Annotated in this window: 23 protein-coding genes and 4 tRNA genes; 11 read left to right on the top strand and 16 right to left on the bottom strand. The window is 58.8% G+C overall.

Going from position 1 to position 19,936, the window contains the following annotated elements; genetic code table 11:
* Positions 1–48: 48 nt before the first annotated feature.
* The 6 genes from clpP to ACYZTK_RS24315 form a co-directional block, all read right to left on the bottom strand.
* The gene (clpP, locus tag ACYZTK_RS24340) at positions 49–684 is read right to left on the bottom strand and encodes an ATP-dependent Clp endopeptidase proteolytic subunit ClpP (RefSeq protein WP_462012150.1); all 636 of its coding nucleotides are present in this window, start codon (positions 682–684) and stop codon (positions 49–51) included.
* A gap of 92 nt (positions 685–776) precedes the next feature.
* Positions 777–2,087 carry a trigger factor gene (tig, locus tag ACYZTK_RS24335; RefSeq protein ID WP_462012149.1) on the bottom strand — a complete coding sequence of 437 codons (1,311 nt, stop codon included), beginning with the start codon at positions 2,085–2,087 and terminating at the stop codon, positions 777–779.
* Positions 2,088–2,473: 386 nt separating this feature from the next.
* Positions 2,474–2,549, bottom strand: a tRNA-His gene (locus ACYZTK_RS24330).
* Between the two features lie 76 nt (positions 2,550–2,625).
* A tRNA-Leu gene (locus ACYZTK_RS24325) sits at positions 2,626–2,710 on the bottom strand.
* A 58-nt stretch (positions 2,711–2,768) separates the two neighbouring features.
* A tRNA-His gene (locus ACYZTK_RS24320) sits at positions 2,769–2,844 on the bottom strand.
* A gap of 32 nt (positions 2,845–2,876) precedes the next feature.
* Positions 2,877–2,953 (bottom strand) — tRNA-Arg (locus ACYZTK_RS24315).
* 275 nt (positions 2,954–3,228) lie between these two features.
* On the opposite strand from ACYZTK_RS24315, the gene folD reads away from it, so the two are divergent.
* Entirely contained in the window at positions 3,229–4,083 is an 855-nt protein-coding gene (folD, locus tag ACYZTK_RS24310; protein WP_462012148.1) for a bifunctional methylenetetrahydrofolate dehydrogenase/methenyltetrahydrofolate cyclohydrolase FolD, read from the top strand.
* A gap of 238 nt (positions 4,084–4,321) precedes the next feature.
* The gene (pbpG, locus tag ACYZTK_RS24305) at positions 4,322–5,266 is read left to right on the top strand and encodes a D-alanyl-D-alanine endopeptidase (protein ID WP_462012147.1); all 945 of its coding nucleotides are present in this window, start codon (positions 4,322–4,324) and stop codon (positions 5,264–5,266) included.
* A gap of 114 nt (positions 5,267–5,380) precedes the next feature.
* Here pbpG and ACYZTK_RS24300 read toward each other — a convergent pair whose 3' ends face one another.
* From ACYZTK_RS24300 to ACYZTK_RS24290, 3 genes are all read right to left on the bottom strand, one after another.
* Positions 5,381–5,587 carry a hypothetical protein gene (locus ACYZTK_RS24300; RefSeq protein ID WP_462012146.1) on the bottom strand — a complete coding sequence of 69 codons (207 nt, stop codon included), beginning with the start codon at positions 5,585–5,587 and terminating at the stop codon, positions 5,381–5,383.
* Positions 5,588–5,603: 16 nt separating this feature from the next.
* A complete protein-coding gene (locus ACYZTK_RS24295) occupies positions 5,604–5,810 on the bottom strand; it encodes a DUF6021 family protein (protein WP_462012145.1) in 207 nt (68 codons plus the stop codon).
* Between the two features lie 90 nt (positions 5,811–5,900).
* On the bottom strand, positions 5,901–6,572 hold the full coding sequence (locus ACYZTK_RS24290) for a peptidase C39 family protein (RefSeq protein ID WP_462012144.1): 672 nt from the start codon (positions 6,570–6,572) through the stop codon (positions 5,901–5,903).
* Between the two features lie 224 nt (positions 6,573–6,796).
* On the opposite strand from ACYZTK_RS24290, the gene ACYZTK_RS24285 reads away from it, so the two are divergent.
* Entirely contained in the window at positions 6,797–6,952 is a 156-nt protein-coding gene (locus tag ACYZTK_RS24285) for a hypothetical protein (protein WP_462012143.1), read from the top strand.
* A 77-nt stretch (positions 6,953–7,029) separates the two neighbouring features.
* Here ACYZTK_RS24285 and ACYZTK_RS24280 read toward each other — a convergent pair whose 3' ends face one another.
* Together ACYZTK_RS24280 and ACYZTK_RS24275 are read right to left on the bottom strand one after the other, a co-directional pair.
* The gene (locus ACYZTK_RS24280) at positions 7,030–7,779 is read right to left on the bottom strand and encodes a TerC family protein (protein WP_462012142.1); all 750 of its coding nucleotides are present in this window, start codon (positions 7,777–7,779) and stop codon (positions 7,030–7,032) included.
* A gap of 27 nt (positions 7,780–7,806) precedes the next feature.
* Positions 7,807–8,049, bottom strand: coding sequence for a hypothetical protein (locus tag ACYZTK_RS24275; RefSeq protein WP_462012141.1), 243 nt, complete (start codon positions 8,047–8,049; stop codon positions 7,807–7,809).
* A gap of 312 nt (positions 8,050–8,361) precedes the next feature.
* On the opposite strand from ACYZTK_RS24275, the gene nhaR reads away from it, so the two are divergent.
* Positions 8,362–9,261, top strand: coding sequence for a transcriptional activator NhaR (nhaR, locus tag ACYZTK_RS24270; RefSeq protein WP_462012140.1), 900 nt, complete (start codon positions 8,362–8,364; stop codon positions 9,259–9,261).
* 4 nt (positions 9,262–9,265) lie between these two features.
* On the opposite strand, the gene ACYZTK_RS24265 is transcribed toward nhaR, so the two are convergent.
* Positions 9,266–10,420, bottom strand: coding sequence for an MFS transporter (locus ACYZTK_RS24265; protein ID WP_462012139.1), 1,155 nt, complete (start codon positions 10,418–10,420; stop codon positions 9,266–9,268).
* A 259-nt stretch (positions 10,421–10,679) separates the two neighbouring features.
* On the opposite strand from ACYZTK_RS24265, the gene sstT reads away from it, so the two are divergent.
* The gene (gene sstT, locus ACYZTK_RS24260) at positions 10,680–11,912 is read left to right on the top strand and encodes a serine/threonine transporter SstT (protein ID WP_462012138.1); all 1,233 of its coding nucleotides are present in this window, start codon (positions 10,680–10,682) and stop codon (positions 11,910–11,912) included.
* Between the two features lie 146 nt (positions 11,913–12,058).
* Here sstT and ACYZTK_RS24255 read toward each other — a convergent pair whose 3' ends face one another.
* Positions 12,059–12,568 carry a DUF1993 domain-containing protein gene (locus ACYZTK_RS24255; protein WP_462012137.1) on the bottom strand — a complete coding sequence of 170 codons (510 nt, stop codon included), beginning with the start codon at positions 12,566–12,568 and terminating at the stop codon, positions 12,059–12,061.
* 149 nt (positions 12,569–12,717) lie between these two features.
* On the opposite strand from ACYZTK_RS24255, the gene ACYZTK_RS24250 reads away from it, so the two are divergent.
* On the top strand, positions 12,718–13,911 hold the full coding sequence (locus ACYZTK_RS24250) for a GAF domain-containing sensor histidine kinase (protein ID WP_462012136.1): 1,194 nt from the start codon (positions 12,718–12,720) through the stop codon (positions 13,909–13,911).
* Positions 13,912–13,954: 43 nt separating this feature from the next.
* On the top strand, positions 13,955–14,599 hold the full coding sequence (locus tag ACYZTK_RS24245; protein ID WP_462012135.1) for a YceH family protein: 645 nt from the start codon (positions 13,955–13,957) through the stop codon (positions 14,597–14,599).
* Between the two features lie 133 nt (positions 14,600–14,732).
* On the opposite strand, the gene ACYZTK_RS24240 is transcribed toward ACYZTK_RS24245, so the two are convergent.
* Positions 14,733–15,551 carry a shikimate 5-dehydrogenase gene (locus tag ACYZTK_RS24240; RefSeq protein ID WP_462012134.1) on the bottom strand — a complete coding sequence of 273 codons (819 nt, stop codon included), beginning with the start codon at positions 15,549–15,551 and terminating at the stop codon, positions 14,733–14,735.
* A 245-nt stretch (positions 15,552–15,796) separates the two neighbouring features.
* On the opposite strand from ACYZTK_RS24240, the gene ACYZTK_RS24235 reads away from it, so the two are divergent.
* The 3 genes from ACYZTK_RS24235 (at position 15,797) to ACYZTK_RS24225 (ending at position 16,886) form a co-directional block, all read left to right on the top strand.
* On the top strand, positions 15,797–16,174 hold the full coding sequence (locus ACYZTK_RS24235) for a hypothetical protein (protein ID WP_462012133.1): 378 nt from the start codon (positions 15,797–15,799) through the stop codon (positions 16,172–16,174).
* A 234-nt stretch (positions 16,175–16,408) separates the two neighbouring features.
* The gene (locus ACYZTK_RS24230; RefSeq protein WP_462012132.1) at positions 16,409–16,603 is read left to right on the top strand and encodes a hypothetical protein; all 195 of its coding nucleotides are present in this window, start codon (positions 16,409–16,411) and stop codon (positions 16,601–16,603) included.
* Positions 16,604–16,703: 100 nt separating this feature from the next.
* Positions 16,704–16,886, top strand: coding sequence for a hypothetical protein (locus ACYZTK_RS24225; RefSeq protein ID WP_462012131.1), 183 nt, complete (start codon positions 16,704–16,706; stop codon positions 16,884–16,886).
* Here the strand turns inward: ACYZTK_RS24225 and ACYZTK_RS24220 are convergent.
* Positions 16,883–17,944, bottom strand: coding sequence for an AI-2E family transporter (locus ACYZTK_RS24220; RefSeq protein WP_462012130.1), 1,062 nt, complete (start codon positions 17,942–17,944; stop codon positions 16,883–16,885). The genes ACYZTK_RS24225 and ACYZTK_RS24220 overlap by 4 nt on opposite strands.
* A 123-nt stretch (positions 17,945–18,067) precedes the next feature.
* Positions 18,068–18,931 carry a LysR family transcriptional regulator gene (locus ACYZTK_RS24215; protein WP_462012129.1) on the bottom strand — a complete coding sequence of 288 codons (864 nt, stop codon included), beginning with the start codon at positions 18,929–18,931 and terminating at the stop codon, positions 18,068–18,070.
* A 96-nt stretch (positions 18,932–19,027) separates the two neighbouring features.
* Here ACYZTK_RS24215 and ACYZTK_RS24210 point away from each other — a divergent pair, with 96 nt between their 5' ends.
* Positions 19,028–19,921, top strand: a complete 894-nt coding sequence (locus ACYZTK_RS24210) for a DMT family transporter (RefSeq protein WP_462012128.1) — start codon at positions 19,028–19,030, stop codon at positions 19,919–19,921.
* The last annotated feature ends 15 nt before the right edge of the window (positions 19,922–19,936 follow it).

Raw genomic sequence — 19,936 nt, 5'->3', positions numbered from 1 at the left:
CCGCAAGTGATCGAACAGGCCGACCAGCCTTATTTTGAGCCGCTTAATTTAAGCTGGGCGCTGGGCGATCACTTCATCGATCAGCCCGTACGCACGCGCGGCTTCCGCACTCATGAAGTTATCGCGGTTGGTATCGCGCTCGATTTCTTCAAGAGTGTGCCCGCTATGCTTGGCCATCAGCGTGTTGAGGCGCTCGCGAATGAACAGGATTTCCTTGGCATGGATTTCGATGTCCGATGCCTGGCCCTGGAAACCGCCCAGTGGCTGGTGAATCATCACGCGCGAGTTCGGCAGGCAGAAACGCTTGCCTTGAGCACCGGCCGTCAGCAGGAATGCGCCCATGCTGCACGCTTGTCCGATGCAGGTAGTCGACACGTTCGGCTTGATGAACTGCATGGTGTCGTAGATCGACATGCCTGCAGTCACAGAACCGCCTGGGGAGTTGATGTAGAGATGGATGTCCTTGTCCGGGTTTTCCGCTTCAAGGAACAGCAGCTGCGCGCAGATCAGGTTGGCCATGTAGTCTTCTACCGGGCCGACCAGGAAAATCACGCGTTCCTTGAGGAGACGCGAGTAGATGTCATAGGCGCGCTCGCCACGAGCGGATTGCTCGACAACCATCGGGACCAGGCCGCCTGCGGCCTGGATATCAGAGTTCTGCTGAATATAAGAATTACGGAACATGCTCTGCAGTCGCTCCCAAATAGTTATGTCTTGAATACACATAAGCCAGCACGAAGGCTGGCTTATGTGTGTACTTCTTAGCGCAAAAACGATCAGTCGGCTTGTGCAGCTTCTACCGGCTTGACTGCTTCTTCGTAAGAGACCGATTTGTCGGTCACGTTAGCCTTCTGCAGAACAGTATCCACAACTTGTTCTTCCAGCACAACCGAACGAACTTCGTTCAGCTGCTGGTCGTTCTTGTAGTACCAGGACACAACCTGCTCAGGTTCCTGGTAGGCCGAAGCCATTTCCTGAATCATTTCGCGGACGCGGGTTTCGTCAGGCTTGAGGTCGAATTGCTTGACCACTTCAGCGACGATCAGACCCAGTACTACGCGGCGCTTGGCTTGCTCTTCGAACAGCTCGGCCGGCAGTTGGTCAGGCTTGATGTTGCCGCCGAATTGCTGAACAGCCTGCACGCGCAGACGGTCAACTTCGTTGGACAGCAGGGCCTTTGGCACTTCGATCGGGTTGGTGGACAGCAGACCGTCCATTACCTGGTTCTTGACCTTGGACTTGATGGCCTGACGCAGCTCGCGCTCCATGTTCTTGCGAACTTCGGTGCGGAAGCCTTCCAGACCAGTTTCCTTGATGCCGAATTGAGCGAAAAATTCTTCGTTCAGCTCTGGCAGTTTTGGCTCGGAAACAGTGTTCACGGTAACGGTGAACTCGGCGGTCTTGCCGGCCAGGTCGAGGTTCTGATAGTCCTCTGGGAAGGTCAGGTTCAGAACGCGCTCTTCGCCGGCTTTAGCGCCAACCAGACCGTCTTCGAAACCAGGGATCATGCGACCGGAACCCAGCACCAGCTGAGTACCTTTGGCGGAACCGCCAGCGAACACTTCGCCGTCGACCTTGCCAACGAAATCGATGTTCAGCTGGTCATCGGTCTGAGCAGCGCGATCGGTTTCTTCAAAGCGGGTGTTCTGCTTGCGCAGCACGTCCAGCATCTTGTCCAGATCAGCGTCAGTTACGTCAGCGCTCAGGCGCTCGACCGCAATGCCTTCGAAACCGGCAACGGTGAACTCAGGGAACACTTCGAAAATGGCTACGTATTCCAGATCTTTGCCAGCTTCCAGCGATTTCGGCTCGATCGAAGGCGCGCCAGCCGGGTTCAGCTTCTGCTCAACTACGGCTTCGTAGAAGGAAGACTGGATCACGTCGCCAACAGCTTCCTGACGGGCATCAGCACCAAAACGGCGCTTGATTTCGCTCATCGGCACTTTGCCTGGACGGAAGCCAGCAATCTTGGCCTTTTGGGCAGTCTGCTGCAGACGCTTGTTGACCTGAGTCTCGATGCGCTCAGCCGGCACGGTGATGCTCATGCGGCGCTCAAGAGCAGAAGTATTTTCAACAGAAACTTGCATGGATATTCCTCGTTGCACAGACGTTGGCCGGCCGTTTCCGACCCCAGAATCAAGGGCATGCATTCTAGTAGGTCAAACTCAAGAAGTCACCCTACTGAAAACGGGTAAAAACGCTGCAGGCAATTTATAGGGGCGAATGCACCAATGCATCTCGCCCCGATGGCAAATACAGTCAATCTCGCCAGGGCTCTGCGCCAACCCTTCTATATATAGAAGCGGTTGCCAGCCAGATCCCCGGCAGCCGATCCCGCAAGCAAGATCGGCGGACAGCGCGGCATCATCGAGAAACATAAATACGACGAAACGCCCCGCTGCTGCGGCCCGCAACCTGCAGCCGCCAAAACAAAAAAGGCGCCAGACTGTTAAATCTGGCGCCTTTCGAAATATGGGGTGGACGAAGGGGATCGAACCCTCGACAACGGGAGTCACAATCCCGTGCTCTACCAACTGAGCTACGCCCACCATGTAGCATGACAAGCAAGCCGAAGCTTTTTTGTCGAACCCCACTCAAGCCAAGGGGCCTGACTGAAGCTTTATTTGGTGCGGATGAAGAGACTCGAACTCTTACGCCTCGCGGCGCTGGAACCTAAATCCAGTGTGTCTACCAATTCCACCACATCCGCGGGTTAAAGCTGTTAAAGCAAAGGCGCCAGACTGTTAATCTGGCGCCTTTTTCAAATATGGGGTGGACGAAGGGGATCGAACCCTCGACAACGGGAGTCACAATCCCGTGCTCTACCAACTGAGCTACGCCCACCATATCGCGCTACTTGTGCCAAAGCTGCCTAATGGCGCACCCGGCAGGACTCGAACCTGCGACCATCCGCTTAGAAGGCGGATGCTCTATCCAGCTGAGCTACGGGCGCCTTGTTAATCTGTATTCTTGGACGACTACAAACTAAGTGCTTTCCAGTCTTGCAGAATCGCAACTCCGCTCAACCTTCTTAACCAGTGCTAGGCTGTGCCCGACAAGTGCGACGAATAGTATAGACCGCCCCCAAGGCCGTCAAATCCTTTTTAAAAAAAATTCATTTAATTAAAGGGGTTAGGGGAATTTGCAGACCAAGCGCCTTTGCCCTCACCTCATGACATGCGAGAATGCGTTCTCTTTTTTTCCCCTCTCGATGGTTAATCACGCGCAATGACTGCACAACTAATCGACGGCAAATCGATCGCCGCCAGCCTGCGCCAGCAGATCGCCAAACGCGTCACCGAGCGTCGCCAGCAAGGCCTGCGCACGCCCGGTCTCGCGGTGATCCTGGTCGGCAGCGATCCTGCCTCTCAGGTTTATGTCTCGCACAAGCGTAAAGACTGTGAAGAGGTCGGCTTCCTTTCCCAAGCTTATGACCTGCCTTCAGAAACCACCCAGGAAGCCCTCACCGATCTGATCGATCGGCTGAATGACGACCCGGCAATCGACGGTGTACTACTGCAGCTGCCGCTGCCAGAGCACCTGGATGCTTCCAAATTGCTGGAGCGCATTCGCCCGGACAAGGACGTCGACGGTTTCCACCCTTATAACGTCGGCCGCCTGGCCCAGCGCATCCCGCTGCTGCGCCCCTGCACGCCCAAGGGCATCATGACCTTGCTGGAAAGCACCGGTGCCGACCTGTACGGCATGGACGCAGTCGTAGTCGGCGCATCGAACATCGTCGGCCGCCCAATGGCCATGGAATTGCTCCTGGCCGGCTGCACCGTGACTGTCACCCACCGGTTCACCAAGGACCTGGCGGGCCACGTCGGTCGTGCCGACCTGGTGGTAGTTGCCGCCGGCAAGCCGGGACTGGTCAAGGGCGAGTGGATCAAGGAAGGCGCGATCGTGATCGACGTCGGCATCAACCGTCAGGATGACGGCAAGCTGGTCGGCGACGTCATCTACGAAACCGCCCTGCCCCGCGCTGGCTGGATCACTCCGGTCCCGGGTGGCGTGGGTCCGATGACCCGAGCATGCCTGCTGGAAAACACGCTGTACGCGGCGGAAACCCTGCACGGCTGATCCTGTTCGGCGCCCCGCTGGTTACACAAACAGACCCCGCCAAGTGCGGGGTTTTTTGTGCCCGGCGCCCGGAACCAACCGTTCGCCGGAAACCCGCTGTTTTGTGCGGCTTTTCAAGGACTTTCACCTGTTATTTGATCAACCATCGACAGTTCTTCAGCCATACTCCTAAAATGCGTCGGTTTTAAGAAATAGTCCGTTACAAAACGGCTTATCAACCTCTTATGAGTCTGCCAGCGTGAAAATCCGTCTTTCCATCCTGACCCTGGTTTTTGCAGTTGCAGTTACAGGGACTTTCATCACGCCAACGGTCAACGCCGCCGAAACCACCTCCGCGCCTCGGGATGCCACCCAACTGAAGATCGCCTCCGGCAGCGCCCTGCTGATGGACTTGCAGACCAACAAGGTCATCTACGCCAGCAATCCGGACGTGGTAGTGCCGATCGCCTCCGTCAGCAAGCTGATGACCGGCCTGGTAGTGGTTGAAGCGCGCCAGAACATGGACGAGTACATTTCCATCAACATCAGCGACACGCCGGAAATGAAAGGCGTGTTCTCCCGGGTCAAGCTCAACAGCGAAATGCCCCGCCGGGAAATGCTGCTGATTGCCTTGATGTCCTCGGAGAACCGCGCCGCAGCCAGCCTCGCCCATCACTATCCTGGCGGTTACGTCGCGTTTATCGCCGCGATGAATGCCAAAGCCAGGGCGCTGGGCATGTCCAGCACTCACTTCGTCGAGCCCACCGGCCTTTCGCCGCGCAACGTATCGACCGCCCGCGACCTCAGCAAGCTGCTGGTGGCCGCGCACAAGTACCCGCTGCTGACTGAACTCAGTACCACCAAGGAAAAAACCGTGTCGTTCCGCAAACCCAACTACACCCTGGGTTTCCGCAACACCGACCATCTGGTGAACAAGCCGAACTGGGATATCCGCCTGACCAAGACCGGATTCACCAACCAGGCCGGACATTGCCTGGTGCTGGTGACCATCATGGGCAATCGCCCGGTCGCCCTGGTGATCCTCGATGCGTTCGGCAAGTACACCCACTTCGCCGATGCCAGCCGGATCCGCAGCTGGGTCGAGACTGGCAAAGGCGCCAACGTGCCGTCGGTGGCCTTGCAGTACAAATCGGAAAAGAACCTGAAGAATCGCCAGAGTGGCGTGGTTGAAGCTTCCAAGTAACGTAGGAGCGAGCCTGCTCGCGAAGAACTCCAAGACACCGCGTGTTTCCAGTATTCACACGTTATCGTTGACGTTTTTCGCGAGCAGGCTCGCTCCTACAGAGTCGGAGTTTGTTCAGTCATTAGGCAGCGGCATCTGGTCATCATCGGGAATGCCATCTCCCCCGCTGGAACCCTTGGGATGCTCGGTCGGCGTTACCAGCGGGCGAGCCATGGGATCGCGCATCGGGCTGTCCGGATCCATGACCGGGTCTATGTCGTCCTCGGGCGTGGTCGGAACGCTGTCCGGACGTTTGTCGTTGAAACTCGAATCGGTAGACATACGCACCTCACAAAAGTCAGGGTTTCAGGTCACCTAGCGGGTCATAAGGTTTTGCCGGAGCCTTTTCGTCCGTGCCTGGTTTCTTATCCAGCGGCGCAATGGCGGGCCCAACAGGATCGACCTGGGGATCAGCAACGTCAGGCGAGTCAGGGTCGAAACCCAAATCTTCACCAGATGAGTGTTCGGATGAATGCGGGCCGGCGGGAGTGTTGGAATGTGCCATGGGGGCCTCCTTGGTCTGGCCCGGAAAACCCGGGCCCTGTACTTCAGAGGCCAGCGACATGCGACCGTGCCCGGCAGATGACGAACGGGCCTACTGCGCGCCCAGTGCCTTCTTCGCCCGATTCGCGGCTTGTTCCTGACCGGCCTGGGCCAGGTCATTTGCCGCCTTCAGCCAGCGCTGCTGATCGACATTGGCAGGCAACTGGTTAGGCTTCTGGATCAATACCGCCCAACTGCCTCCGTCCTTGAATGCCGACTCGAACGAACTGAAGCTCATCAGCGTCCGCCGGTTCATACCTGCACGCAGCAGCACCGTCTGCTTCTGCGAGTTGTAACCGGACAAAATGGCGTAGCGCGGTTCAGCCCAGAAGGCCGAGCCTTCGGTGAACCGCACCATCACCGGATATCCGGCGGCCACCTGAGCGAGCAAAGCCGGCAGCGCAGCGTCCAGCGGGTAAACGACCATGCCGTATTCACGAGCCAGGTTGAGCATGTTCTGCTCCAACTGGGCTTCGGCACCCGGCAGATGCAGGGGCTTGTCGAGCAACCCGGGCGTGATCGAGATGCCCTGCTGCGACAGCAGGCTGGCCAACACCTGCGGACCACTTTGATGGGTCTGCCCGCGGTAGAAGGTGCCGCTGAGCTCAACCCGTTCCGGCAACCGCTTGATCTCTGGCGAGACACTCCCGGCGCAACCCGCCAGCCCGGCGAGGCTGCCCGCAACCAGTGCTGCACAAAGAATTCGAGAAAATACCCGTACCATCATCACTCTCTTGTTCAGGCGCCGGCAATCGAGCGACCGGCTTGGGCCTCGATGATAGGGTGCGAAGCGGTCAGGGTATAGCCTCAAAGTAGCAGTTGCCGCACTTCGATAGAGCGAACTGGTTGGTGACAGGCGACCTTTGGTCAATAGCCTGCAACATGGCAACGACTAGACTGTCATTTAGCAAGAGCGGGCGCCCGAGGCAGGGCAAAGAGGAGGCACTGATGAGCCTGGCAATGATCATACTGATGTTGGTGACCGGTTGGCTGGCCGTAGCAGCCGCCATGCTGTGGGGCGTGCTGCGCATTGCCCGCCGCCATCATCACCCGGTGCAATCCGCACCGGAAGCGCAGACTGGCAAAACTGTGTCCGCGCACTGACACCGACGCTGTTTAAAAGCACAAACAAAAACGGCCGCCTGATCTCCAGGCGGCCGTTCTATTTGTCTTACTTAAAATTAAGCTTCAGCAGTGACACGCTTCTGCCTGGCCCGCCGCGACATCATGTTCAGGCACTCGATCGTTGCCGAGAACGCCATCGCCGCATACACGTAGCCTTTAGGTACATGGGCGCCGAAGCCTTCGGCGATCAGCGTCATGCCGATCATGATCAGGAAGCCCAGTGCCAGCATCACCACCGTCGGGTTGTCGTTGATGAACTTGGCCAGGGGATCAGCCGCCAGCAACATCACCAGTACCGACACCACCACCGCGATGATCATGATCGGCAAGTGCTCGGTCATGCCGACAGCGGTGATGATGCTGTCGATGGAAAACACCAGGTCCAGCAACAGGATCTGCCCGATCGCTGCAGCGAAGCCAAGCGTCACGGTTGAAGTCGCCGACTTCGGATCTTCCGGCGCCGGGTCCATGCTGTGATGGATCTCGGTCGTCGCCTTCCACAACAGGAACAGGCCGCCTGCGATCAGGATCATGTCTTTCCAGGAGAACGCGTGGCCGAAAAGCTCGATCACTGGTGCTGTCAGCTGGACGATGAACGCGATGGTGCTCAACAGTGCCAGGCGCAAGATCAACGCCATGCCAATACCGATGCGACGCGCTTTCTGCCGGTGCTGCTCGGGCAATTTGTTGGTGAGGATCGAAATGAAGATCAGGTTATCGATACCGAGCACGATCTCCATCACCACCAATGTAGCCAGGGCGACCCAGGCGGTAGGGCTTGCAGCAAGTTCTAAAAGATATTCCATGGGTCAGTCCTGACTCGTTGAGACGGTTTAGATTTCCTGGGACGAAGATTCGGTGTCGTCTTTATCTTCGGCCGATGGTTCTTTCTTGCTGATCAAACCGCCAGTAGCGTCACTGATCGCCTGCTCGGCAGCCTTGTGCGTATCGTCGATAGCCTGCTTGGCGGTTTCTGCCGCCTTGCCCATCAACTGTTGGGCGCTTTTTTCGGCCTGGTCGCAACCGGCCAGTACCAGTAAAGACGCGATCAGCAGCGCCGTGGATTTAAGCTTCATGATGTTTCCTCGTTAGAACAAACGCGACCGCTACAGTGGCCCGTTGATAGCGATGCATTCTAGGGACGGAAACAGTTCAGGAAAATTCGTATTTTTAGCGGTTATACTTCGGTTTTTACGAATCCGTGGGAATTTTGTGTATGTGGCGGACCTTTCCGAAATGCCAATCTCTGTAGGAGCTGTCGAGTGCAACGAGGCTGCGATCTTTTGACTTTGAAGGCATCACCGAAAACAAGATCAAAAGATCGCAGCCTCGTTGCACTCGACAGCTCCTACGCATCTCCCACAACTGCAAGCGAGGAAAATCGAAGAATGCTCAATTACCGTCAGCTGCATTATTTCTGGGTCGTCGCCAAGACTGGCAGCATCGTGCGCGCCTGTGAACAGCTGAACCTGACGCCGCAGACTATCAGCGGGCAGATCTCGCTGCTCGAACAGACCTACGGCATCGAGTTGTTTCGGCGAGTGGGCCGGCAGCTGGAACTTACCGAAGCCGGCCGTCAGACCCTGCCCTTCGTCGAACAGATGTTCCAGCTCGGCGGTGAACTGGAACTGATGCTGCGCGCGCAGCCCAATGAGCAGCAGATTCTGTTTCGCGTGGGAGTCGCAGACGTGGTGCCAAAATCCATCGTCTATCGCCTGATCGCGCCGACCATGGAATTGAGCGAGCCAATGCGCATCACTTGCCGCGAAGACAAGCTTGAACGCCTGCTCGCCGACCTGGCGATCCAGCGCCTGGACTTGGTGATCTCCGACAGCCCCATGCCCTCGCACCTCGATATCAAGGGCTACAGCCAGAAACTCGGAGAGTGCGGCATCAGTTTCTTTGCCACTGCGCAATTGGCAGCGCAATACGGCCAGGACTTTCCCCGCAGCCTGCACGGCGCGCCGCTGCTGATCCCCGGGCCGGAAACCGTAGTGCGCAGTCGTTTGCAGCGCTGGTTCGCCGAGCAGCAGATCCAGCCACGTATCGTCGGCGAGTTCGATGACAGCGCGCTGATGCAAGCCTTCGGGCAATCGGGGAGCGGGATTTTCATCGGCCCCAGCGTGATTGCCGATGAAGTGAAGCGCCAGTATGGCGTGGAGCTGATCGGCCAGACCGACGCCGTCACCGAGTCGTTCTACGCGATCTCGGTGGAGCGCAAGGTCAAGCACCCAGGCATCGTTGCGATTACCGAAGGGGCTCGACGCGAGCTGTTTACCGCCGTTTAAAACCTCAGGCGCAGACTTCCCGAGGCTTGAAGGTCATCAGCGCGATGGCCAGCAGGATCGACGCGAGGATAAATGCCGCCCCGGCAAAACCCAGGCCCTGCAGGCCGACGCTGTCGATCACGCGGCCGCCGACCATGGCACCCAGGCCGATGCCGAGGTTGGCCCCGGCAATGTTCAGCGACGCGGCAAACGCCGGCGCCTCAGGCGCGGCTTTCATCAGGCGCACGTGGCTGACCAGGAACAATGCCGCCTGGGTCACGCCCCAGATCCCCATCGCCGCCGCCAGGCCCATGGGTGAATGAATGTTAGGCACCAGCGTCACCATGCCGGCGATCAGGAAGGCGCAGAACATCACAGATGCAATCAGCGGATGCCGATCCACGGCACGGCCACCCAGGGAGTTGCCGATCAGCCCGACTGCGCCGAAGCCCATCAGGCACCAGCCGACCAGGGTGCCGTTGAAGCCGGCGAGTCGTTCGAGGATGTCGGCCAGATAGGTGTAGGCGGTAAACATGCCGCTGAACACCAGGATCGACAGCAGCACATGGCCGATCATCAACGGGCTGCGCAGAATCTTGAATTGCGAACGGAAACTTACCTGATGCTGATGCAGGCTGGTTTTCGGCAGATAGATAAACAGCAGCAGCGCCTTGGCAAACGCGATCACCGCCAGAATGCCGAACGCACTGCGCCAGCCAAACGCATCGGAAATCAGCGTGCCCACTGGAATGCCGAACACTGTGGCGCAGACGATACCGAAGCCGATCTTCGCGATCGCCCGCCCGGCGAAGTCAGGCCCGACGATGTCTACCGCAGTTTCACTGGCCAGTGCCCAGAACACCGGCAGGCCAAGTGCCGGCACCAGGCGCGCGGCGGCCATGACCCAGATGTTCGGAGCAAATGCGGCGAGAGTGTTGGCCAGGCCAAACATAATCAACACCGAGATAAACAGCTTGCGCCGTTCGAACCGGGCGAAATAGGCGGTCAGGAACGGGCCGAAGGCTGCAACGGTGAAGGCGAACAAGGTCACCAGCAAGCCCGCTTGCGGAACGGTAACGGCCAGGTCTCGAGCGATCGCCGGCAACAGGCCGACGATGATGAATTCCGTGGTCAGCACGGTAAAACCGGCAGCCGACAACAAAAGAATGGGCAACAGCATGCAGAACTCCAGGAAAACGACGACAGCAGCGATAGCCCGGAGGCCCACTGGCAGAACTTGAAAATGAGGATGGGCCATCCTAACAGAAGTGCTTGCGCGCCGGGTTGCACGAACCTGCAAATCCCGTTGAACATCCGGGTGGCAGATCGTCACAGGTCTGAAGGATCCAGCCTACGCTGTGATAAAGTCCGCGCCCCGCGATACGTACACCCTATTCATCGGCCAGCCCGCACCCAAAAAAATCAGAGATGCCCGCTTTATGACCGCCTCATCCCCTTCCCTGCTGCAACGCCTGAAAAGCACCGGCCTGGTCACGCAAATCATCATCGGCCTGATCGCCGGGATTGCCTTGGCGTTGCTCGCGCCGGACGTGGCGAAATCCACCGCATTCATCGGCAAGGTTTTCGTCTCGGCGCTGAAAGCTGTCGCGCCGATCCTGGTCTTTGTGCTGGTCATGGCGTCGATCGCCAACCACAAGCACGGCCAGGAAACCCACATTCGGCCGATCCTGTTCCTTTATCTGCTGGGCACATTCGCCGCAGCGGTGGTGGCCGTGGTTGCCAGCATGATGTTCCCGTCGAGCCTGGTGCTTGCCACACACGACGTCGCCGTGACCGCACCGGGCGGCATCAGTGAAGTGCTGCAAAGCCTGCTGCTGAGCGTGGTGGATAATCCGGTCAGCGCGTTGATGAACGCCAACTTCATTGGCATTCTGGCCTGGGCGATCGGTATGGGCGTGGCCATTCGCCATGCCGGCGACGCCACCCGGGAAGTGCTGGGGGACCTGTCCAACGGCGTCACGGTGATCGTGCGCCTGGTGATCCGCTTTGCACCGCTGGGGATCTTCGGCCTGGTGGCCTCGACCCTGGCCACCTCCGGTTTTGGCGCGCTGCTCGGCTACCTGCACTTGTTGGCCGTACTGCTCGGTTGCATGCTGTTCGTCGCACTGGTGATGAACCCGGCCATTGTTTATTGGAAATTGCGGCGCAATCCGTATCCGCTGGTGCTGATGTGCCTGCGCGAAAGCGGGATCACCGCGTTTTTCACCCGCAGTTCGGCAGCGAACATTCCGGTCAACCTGGAACTTAGCAAGCGCCTGGGCCTGCACGAGGACACCTATTCGGTGTCGATTCCGCTGGGTGCGACGATCAACATGGCGGGCGCAGCGATCACCATCACTGTGCTGACCCTGGCTGCCGTGTATACGCTGGGGATTGCCGTGGATATTCCAACGGCGATTCTGCTCAGCGTCGTCGCGGCGATCTGTGCCTGTGGCGCCTCAGGTGTGGCGGGTGGTTCGCTGCTGCTGATTCCGCTGGCCTGCAGCCTGTTCGGCATCCCGAGCGAGATCGCCATGCAGGTGGTGGCGGTCGGTTTTATCATCGGGGTGATTCAGGATTCGGCAGAGACTGCGTTGAATTCTTCGACTGATGTGTTGTTTACGGCGGCGGCTTGTTTGGGCGAGGAAGAGAAGGCTCAGCGCCTGGCCTAGCAGTTGCCCCTGTAGGAGCGAGCCTGTGGGAGCAAGGCTTGCCCGCGATGAACGATGACGCGGTAGACCGAGCCACCAAGTCGCCTGCATCGCGAGCAAGCTTTGCTCCCACAGAGGCTCGCTCCTACAGGATTTGCCTGGGCGGCTTAGAACGCGCCCATGTAATCGCGCTTGCCTACTTCCACGCCGTTATGACGCAGCAAAGCGTAAGCAGTCGTGACGTGGAAGAAGAACTGCGGCAAGCCGTAAGTCAGCAGGTAAGCCTGGCCAGTAAAGCGCTTCTCTTTAGGCGTGCCCGGACGGGTGACGATCTCGATGCCTTCCTGGCCATTGATCTGCTCTGGCTTGATCTCGCCGATGTAGCCCAGAACCTTGGTCAGCAGCGCTTGCAGCTCGGCGAAGGTGGTTTCGGTATCTTCGTATTTCGGCACTTCGATCTCGGCCAGGCGCGAGGAAACGCCCTTGGCGAAATCTACGGCGATCTGCACCTGGCGCACCAGTGGGAACATGTCCGGGAACAGGCGAGCTTGCAGCAACGCGTTCGGGTCAATGTTTTTGGCGGTGGCGTGGGCTTCGGCCTCATTCAAAACGTCGCTCAGGGCGGTGAGCATTTGCTTGAAAACCGGGATGGAAGCGTCGTACAGGGAAATGGTCATGGCAGTCTCGTGTGGTGACGGGAGGAAACGTGGGGCGATTATAGCCTTGGAACGGATCGACACGCTGATGTGCCTGCGTGCGTGTCCATTGGCCACTTCGTCCAATTAGGGATAGTCTCTGCACACATTCCCGCGCGGTCCGCAGGCTCATGACCCACCCGGATTTCACCACAGACATAGACGCCATCCGCAGCATCGATGCTGTGCCTGTTATTCTGAGCATGGTCAAGCACCTGACGGGCATGCGTTTCGCAGCGATCGCACGGGTGACTGAAGAAAAGTGGATCGCCTGCGCGGTCGATGACTCCATCGACTTCGGCCTCAAACCCGGCGGCGAACTGGTGCTGGAATCAACCATTTGTCACGAGATCCGTCAGCACCGCAATCCGGTGATTTTCGGCCATGCCAGCGCGCACCCGATTTTTTCCCTGCACCACACGCCCCGCACCTATGGCCTGGAAAGCTACATATCCATCCCTATCGTGAAGGCCAACGGCGATTTTTTCGGCACCCTGTGCGCCATCGACTCGGTCCCGGCGAATCTCGACGAGCCGGCGATCGCCAAGACGCTCACCCTCTTCGCCCAGCTGATTGCGATGAGCCTTGATTCTCAGAGTCATCTGGAAGTCACCAGGGAGGCGTTGGTCGCCGCTCAGGAGCATGGCCGGCTGCGCGAGCAATTCGTCGCCGTGCTGGGGCACGACCTGCGCACTCCGCTGAGCGCCATCCGCATGAGCGCCGATCTGCTGGAGACCAAGGTTGAAGACAAACGCTCCCTGAGCCTGATATCTGCGATCCGCAACAGCTCTACGCGCATGGGCGTGCTGATCGAAAACGTCCTCGATTTTGCCCGGGGCCGCATGGGTGGCGGGATTCCGGTCAAGCGCCAGTTGCTCGATGACCTTGGGCGTACGGTGAAGCTGACACTGGAAGAAATCCAGGCTTCGCACCCCAAGGCACAGCTGATCCATTCCCTGGAAATTCCGGGCGGGGTTTATTGCGATGCGTTGCGCATCAGCCAGTTGTTATCAAACCTGCTGGGCAACGCGGTGACTCACGGCAGCGCCGCCGCCCCGATCAGCGTGCGGGTCTACGCCGAGGCCGATGAGCTGGTGATCTCGGTGACCAACCAGGGCCCGCCGATTCCGCAGGCCTTGTTGCCATTGCTGTTCGAGCCGTTCACCCGCGCCGAAGCCGGACAACGGGGCGAAGGCCTGGGATTGGGCCTCTACATTGCTTCGCAAATCACCACCGCACATAACGGAAACCTGAGCGTCACTTCGACGCTGGAATCGGGGACCTGTTTTACCGCAAGATTCCCGGCTCGATTCAAATGGGTATGAGTCGAGGTTCGCCGACCCGACTGTCAATTAGGGATAGAAAACAATGACTGAACAAGAAACCACCTTCGATGAGCCAAGACTCAACAGCACGGAAATCCGCATCCTCGGCTCGTTGATCGAAAAACAGGCTACCAGCCCGGAAACCTATCCGCTGACGCTCAATGCGCTGGTGATTGCCTGTAACCAGAAAACCAGTCGCGAGCCCGTGATGAACCTGACCCAGGGCCAGGTCGGCCAGAGCCTGCGCGCCCTGGAGGGTCGCGGTTTCACCAAACTGGTGATGGGCAGTCGCGCCGACCGCTGGGAACATAAGGTCGACAAGGCGCTGGAGCTGGTACCGGCCCAGATAATCCTCGCTGGGCTGTTGTTTCTACGCGGGCCGCAGACGGTCAACGAACTGCTGACCCGCAGTGGCCGCATGCATGATTTCGAAGACGCCGAACAGGTGGTGCATCAACTGGAGCGCCTGGTCGCGCGAGGGCTGGCTTTGCTGATTCCGCGCCAGGCGGGACAGCGTGAAGATCGCTACATGCATGCGTTGGGCGATCCGGCGGATATCGAAGTGATCCTCGCCGCGCGGCATAATCCTGCGGAGCGCAGCTCGGGCAGTGGCGTTTCGGTGGAACGGATCGAAGAGCTGGAAGCGCGGATTGCGGCGCTGGAAGAGCGTTTGGCGCGCCTCGAGTAACCACCACCCCGTAGGAGCTGCCGAAGGCTGCGATCTTTTGATCTTGCGTTTGTTAAAATCAAAATCAAAATCAAAATCAAAAGATCGCAGCCTTCGGCAGCTCCTACGGGGGGATATTCGGTGCAATCAAATATCAGCTACGAGCGAATTCTACCGCCTGGTGGAACTGTTCTTCCGTCGGCCTTACGCCGGTGTACAGCACGAACTGCTCCAGTGCCTGGATCGCGATCACTTCCAATCCGGTGATCACTCGTTTGCCCTCAGCACGGCCACGCACGATCAGCGGCGTTTCCGAGGGGATCGCTACTACATCGAAGATAGTCTCCGCATTTTCGATTACATCCGCCGCAAAGGCCAACTGCTCGGCTTCCGGCCCGCCCGTCATGCCGATCGGCGTCACGTTGATCAGCATTTGCGGGCGTTGAATGCCCAGCTCTGCTTGCCATTCGTAACCCAGGGACTGGGCCAAAGCCCGCCCAGCCTGTTCGTTGCGGGCGACGATCAGGCCGTTGCTGTATCCACCATCACGCAGCGCACTCGCCACAGCCTTCGCCATGCCGCCGCTGCCGCGCAGGGCGAAACTCGAATCTTTGGGGACCTGATGGGTTTCCAGCAGTTGGGCAATGGCGATGTAGTCGGTGTTGTAGGCCTTCAGATGGCCTTCGGTGTTGACGATGGTGTTGATCGACTGGATGGCCGCAGCCGACGCGTCCAATTCATCGACCAGGGCGATGCAGGCCTCCTTGAATGGCATGGACACGCCGCAACCGCGAATGCCCAGGGCGCGGATGCCGCCCACTGCACCCGGCAGGTCCTGACTGCTGAACGCTTTGTAGTAAAAATTCAGCCCCAGCTGTTCGTACAGATGATTGTGAAAACGCAGGCCAAAATTCCCCGGGCGCCCGGAAAGGGACATGCACAGCTGGGTATCTCGGTTGGGGTTCATCTGCATGAAAAAATCTCCATCAAGTGCACTTTCAGATGGACGGGATTAGCCATTCCATCCTGTTCTGTTCGATCATAAACGCCCGCGTTTACTGGCGGACGCGAGCGTCGGCGAGCCGCTACAGACCTTACACAAAATTTACCCAGTGGCTGTGCTGATTTTGCAAAAACTGCTGTCTTAGATGTATCCCCGCGACAATCCTTGGGTCTATTGCAGACGCAAGCGCCGGGTCGAAGAACCGAGGAATTATCATGATCCGTAAAATCTCCACAGTGGCCTTGCTGATCGGCGCTCTCGCTGTCACAGGGCAATCACAGGCCCATGGCGGTGGTGGCGGTTGGCAAGGTCCAGCGGTATTTGGTGCGATCGTCGGCTCGGCCATTGTCGGTTCGGCCCTGATCAACGCCAACCGGCCGGTGTATGTGCAGCAGCCGGTCTACGCACAGCCGCAGCCGGTTTATGTGCAACAACCGCCCCCGGTTTATTACCAGCCAGCGCCGGTTTATGTGCAACAACCAGTCTATTACCAGCCGGCACCGGTGTATTACGGCCCACCCCGTGGTTACTACGGTCCACCGCGTGGGTATTACGGCCCGCCCCGTGGTTATTACGGCGGCCCGCACTACTGACAGCCGCTTCAGGCCCCGCCTAAAAAACGGGGCTTTTTCACGTCCGCTGGTCGGTGAGCGTCTGGATCGATCTCGCCAAGGTCGCTGTCGGGACAGTCTCTAAAGGCAAAATTGGCAAGATGGACTCGAACTTCTTCCCCCGCGTTGGGGAAAACGGTCATATTTATGTCACGACAGGTGAGCAAGCTTGGGCCTGTCCGCCAATAACAGGTTGATAACAACAAGGACGACCGCATGCCTACACAGAATCCGCACCGCAATGTCGGCCTGTGCACCTCAAGCAAGGTGTATGACACGCTGACCGAACTCAAGCACCTGGAAGGTCACCGCAATGCCAAGTTCCTCTCGTTGCTGGCCGAGAACCTGGTGCGTAAAGGTGTGCTCAACGAGCAGGAAGTGGTGCACATGCTCGACCTGGTAGTCGACTGAGGCCCACACTCACCGGCATCAATGACGACTATCGAGAGCGTTGATTGTTCCTGTCGACGCCGGGTCCGTAAGGTAGCTCCATCGATTGATGGAGGTATTTATGTCCCAGGTCCAGATCATGTCCGTAATTGGCAGCGCAGTCCCCGCCCCCCTGAGAGAGCTGGGTCTGCTGGCTTGTTGGTACCTTGTGCAGGACGGCGAACCGATCAGCGGCCCGCTCACCTCGCTGCCGGCCGCCCAGGCCCTGTCGCAACGTATCGACCAGGGCCGCCTCAGCGCTTAAGGCAATTGCACCCGCGGCTTGGTTTCACTGAAGATCCCCCAGCTCGACATGAACAGTGCGGCGATCAGCGGCCCGATTACAAAGCCATTGAGGCCGAACACCGCCATGCCCCCCAGGGTGGAGATCAGAATCATGTAGTCGGGCATCTTGGTGTCCTTGCCCACCAGGATCGGGCGCAGCACGTTGTCCACCAGGCCGATCACGAAAATTCCAAATAAGCCCAGGACTACCCCCTGCCAGATCGCCCCGGTCAGCAGGAAAAAAGCCGCCACCGGAGCCCAGACGATCCCCGCCCCCACCGCTGGCAACAGCGACAGAAACGCCATCAGCACCGCCCAAAGCAACGCGCTCGGGATATCCAGGAACCAGAAGATCAGCCCGCCCAACGCGCCTTGCGTGACCGCCACCAGGAGGTTGCCCTTCACCGTGGCGCGCACCACGCGGTTGAACTTGAGCTGCAACCGGCGCTTCTGGTGTTCCTCCAGCGGCACGGCGGCCCGAACCTTGCGAGCCAGCTCAGGGCCATCGCGCAGGAAGAAGAACAGCAGGTACAGCATGATGAAAAAACTCACGATAAATTCAAACGTACCCTGGCCAAAACTGAAGGCCTGGGTTGCCAGTACCTGGCCGCCAGTCATCGCACTCTTCACCAGTTTTTCCCGCAGGCCGTTCAACTCGCCCATACCGGTGCGGTCGAGCAGGTGCTGGAAATACATCGGCAGGCTGTGCTTGAACTGCGCCACATAGGCCGCGATATCCAGTTCGCCGCTTTCCACACTCTTGTAGAACACCGCGCCTTCCTGGACCAGCAAGGCACTGATGATGATCACCGGCAAAATCGCGATCACCAGGCATACGCCCAGAGTGCACAGCGAGGTAACATTGCGCTGCCGGCCAAACTTGATTTGCAGGCGTCGCTGCAAGGGCGCAAAGACGATCCCCAGGATCACCGCCCAGAACACCGCACCGTAGAACGGCAGCAGGATCCAGATGAAGGCGGCGGTCACCACAAACAGCAATATCACCAACGATTTGTTCTGTAGCGTCTTTTCGTTCATGTCCGATCCATGTCAGTCCACAGGCCGCAAGTTCGCGACCTGATGCTTAGTCCGCCACGGTTCGCGCGAGTGCCATCCGTTTGTTGATAAAGCATAGATCGGGATTGCGCGAGCCCGGGCGCGTCACGCGAACTCTTCGCGCAACATCCCCACAAATGCCTCCCGCGCAGGATGCACCCCAGCGTTTTCGTGCCAGTAGAACAGGTTGTCCACCGCCGTCAGCTCGGCAAATTCGTACCCCGCGCACCCGGCCCCCTTGGCGTATTGATCAAATACCCCCTTGGGCACCAATGCCACCCCCGCCCCGGCGCTGACGCACCCGACAATCGCGCCATAGCTGGCCAGGCTGACAATCGGCAGAGCCAGCCCCTGGCGTAGCAACCAGTGCTCCAACGCCGCGCGATAAGGACAGCCTTGAGGCCACATGAATACGGTTTTGTCCTGCAGATCGGCGGCACTGCGCACCGGTCCGAGTGAAGTCGAGGCAATCAGCAACAAATCCTCTCGGTACATCGGCGTGCGCCTGAGCTGCGAGCGCTCGACGTCCACAGCGACGATCGCCCCATCGAGCCGGTGACTCAGCGTGTCATCGAGCAGCTGGCTCCAGGTCCCGGTGGTCAACTCCAGCGCAACCGCGGGGTAACGCTTGTGGAACTTGGCCAGCAATCGCGGCAATCGTCCGGTGGCGGAAGATTCGATCGCGCCAATGCGCAGCGAACCGGAGGGCTCAGCCGAAGGGTCCACCGCGCGTTTGGCTTCAGCTGTCAGCGCAAGAATTTTCGCCGCATAAGTGAGGAATGTCTGGCCGGCCGGGCTGATCCGCAGCCCACGCCCCTCGCGCAGAAACAAGGCAACGCCCAGTTCGGCCTCCAGCGCTTTGATCCGCGCCGTGATGTTCGAGGGCACGCAATGCAGCAGCTCGGCCGCCCGGGCAATGCTGCCGACCTCAGCGACGGTTTTGAACATGCGAATCTGTGACAGCTCCATACATCACCATAAGTGAACGATAAGGCCAGTATAAGTCAGTTGTGGCGAATGGTCTGGGTCCCGATACTCAGCGCGTACCCCCACAGGTTGACCGTCATGAAGCCCCCTGCTCACGTCTTGAAAATCCTGTCGTCGATAGCATTCGTCGTCGCCTGCTGGGGTTACTCGCCGACCGGGATTCATATCGGTCTGCAAGCCTACGACCCAGGGCATCTGGCCCTGCTGCGATTTCTGCTGGCCTCGGCATTCATGGCGGTGGTTGCAGCATTCAAGGGTATTCGCCTGCCGCGGGTCCGGGACTTGCCGCTGCTGATGGTCCTCGGATTTTTCGCGGTCAACCTGCACCACGTCGCCTTGAACCTCGGCCAACAATATGTCAGCGCCGGCGCCTCGAGTGTGCTGGCACAGACGACGCCGTTGTTCAGCACACTGCTGGCGCGTTTCGTACTAAAGGATTCGGTCAGTGGCTGGCGCTGGGGATGTGTGCTGCTGGGCCTGGCCGGCGTGCTTATAGTGGTGGGCGGTGACCACGGCCTGGGCGGCCTCGACGCTCACGCCCTGCTGATTCTGTTGGCCGCGCTGTCCTGGAGCTTTTACTTCGCCCTGCAAAAACATCACGCCCTGCGCTACGACGGCCTGACGCTGGTGTGCTACACGGTCTGGCTTGGCACTCTCCTGCTCCTCATCTACCTCCCAGGCTTGAAGGATCAGGTCATGGCGGCGCCGATTGACGTGCAGATTGCGGTGCTGGCGCTAGGGATTTTTCCTAGTGCGCTGGCCTATCTGGCCTGGGCGTATGTGTTGAGTCAGATCGACTTGAGCCGGGCGACCATGACGCTGTATCTGATACCGCCGACGGCCATGGCGATTGCTTCTTTTACCTTGGCAGAGCGACCTACCACGATGGTGGTGGTTGGATCGATGATAGTACTTGCCAGTGTGTTGGCTTTGAATATGGAGCGTAAAGTCGCCGTTGTTGCCAGTACATGAACCCCGCCTGATGGA

This window comes from Pseudomonas sp. LB3P31, from assembly GCF_054897945.1.
The sequence above is the reverse complement of the archived record's forward strand: the minus strand, read 5'-3'. Positions and strand labels throughout refer to the sequence as shown.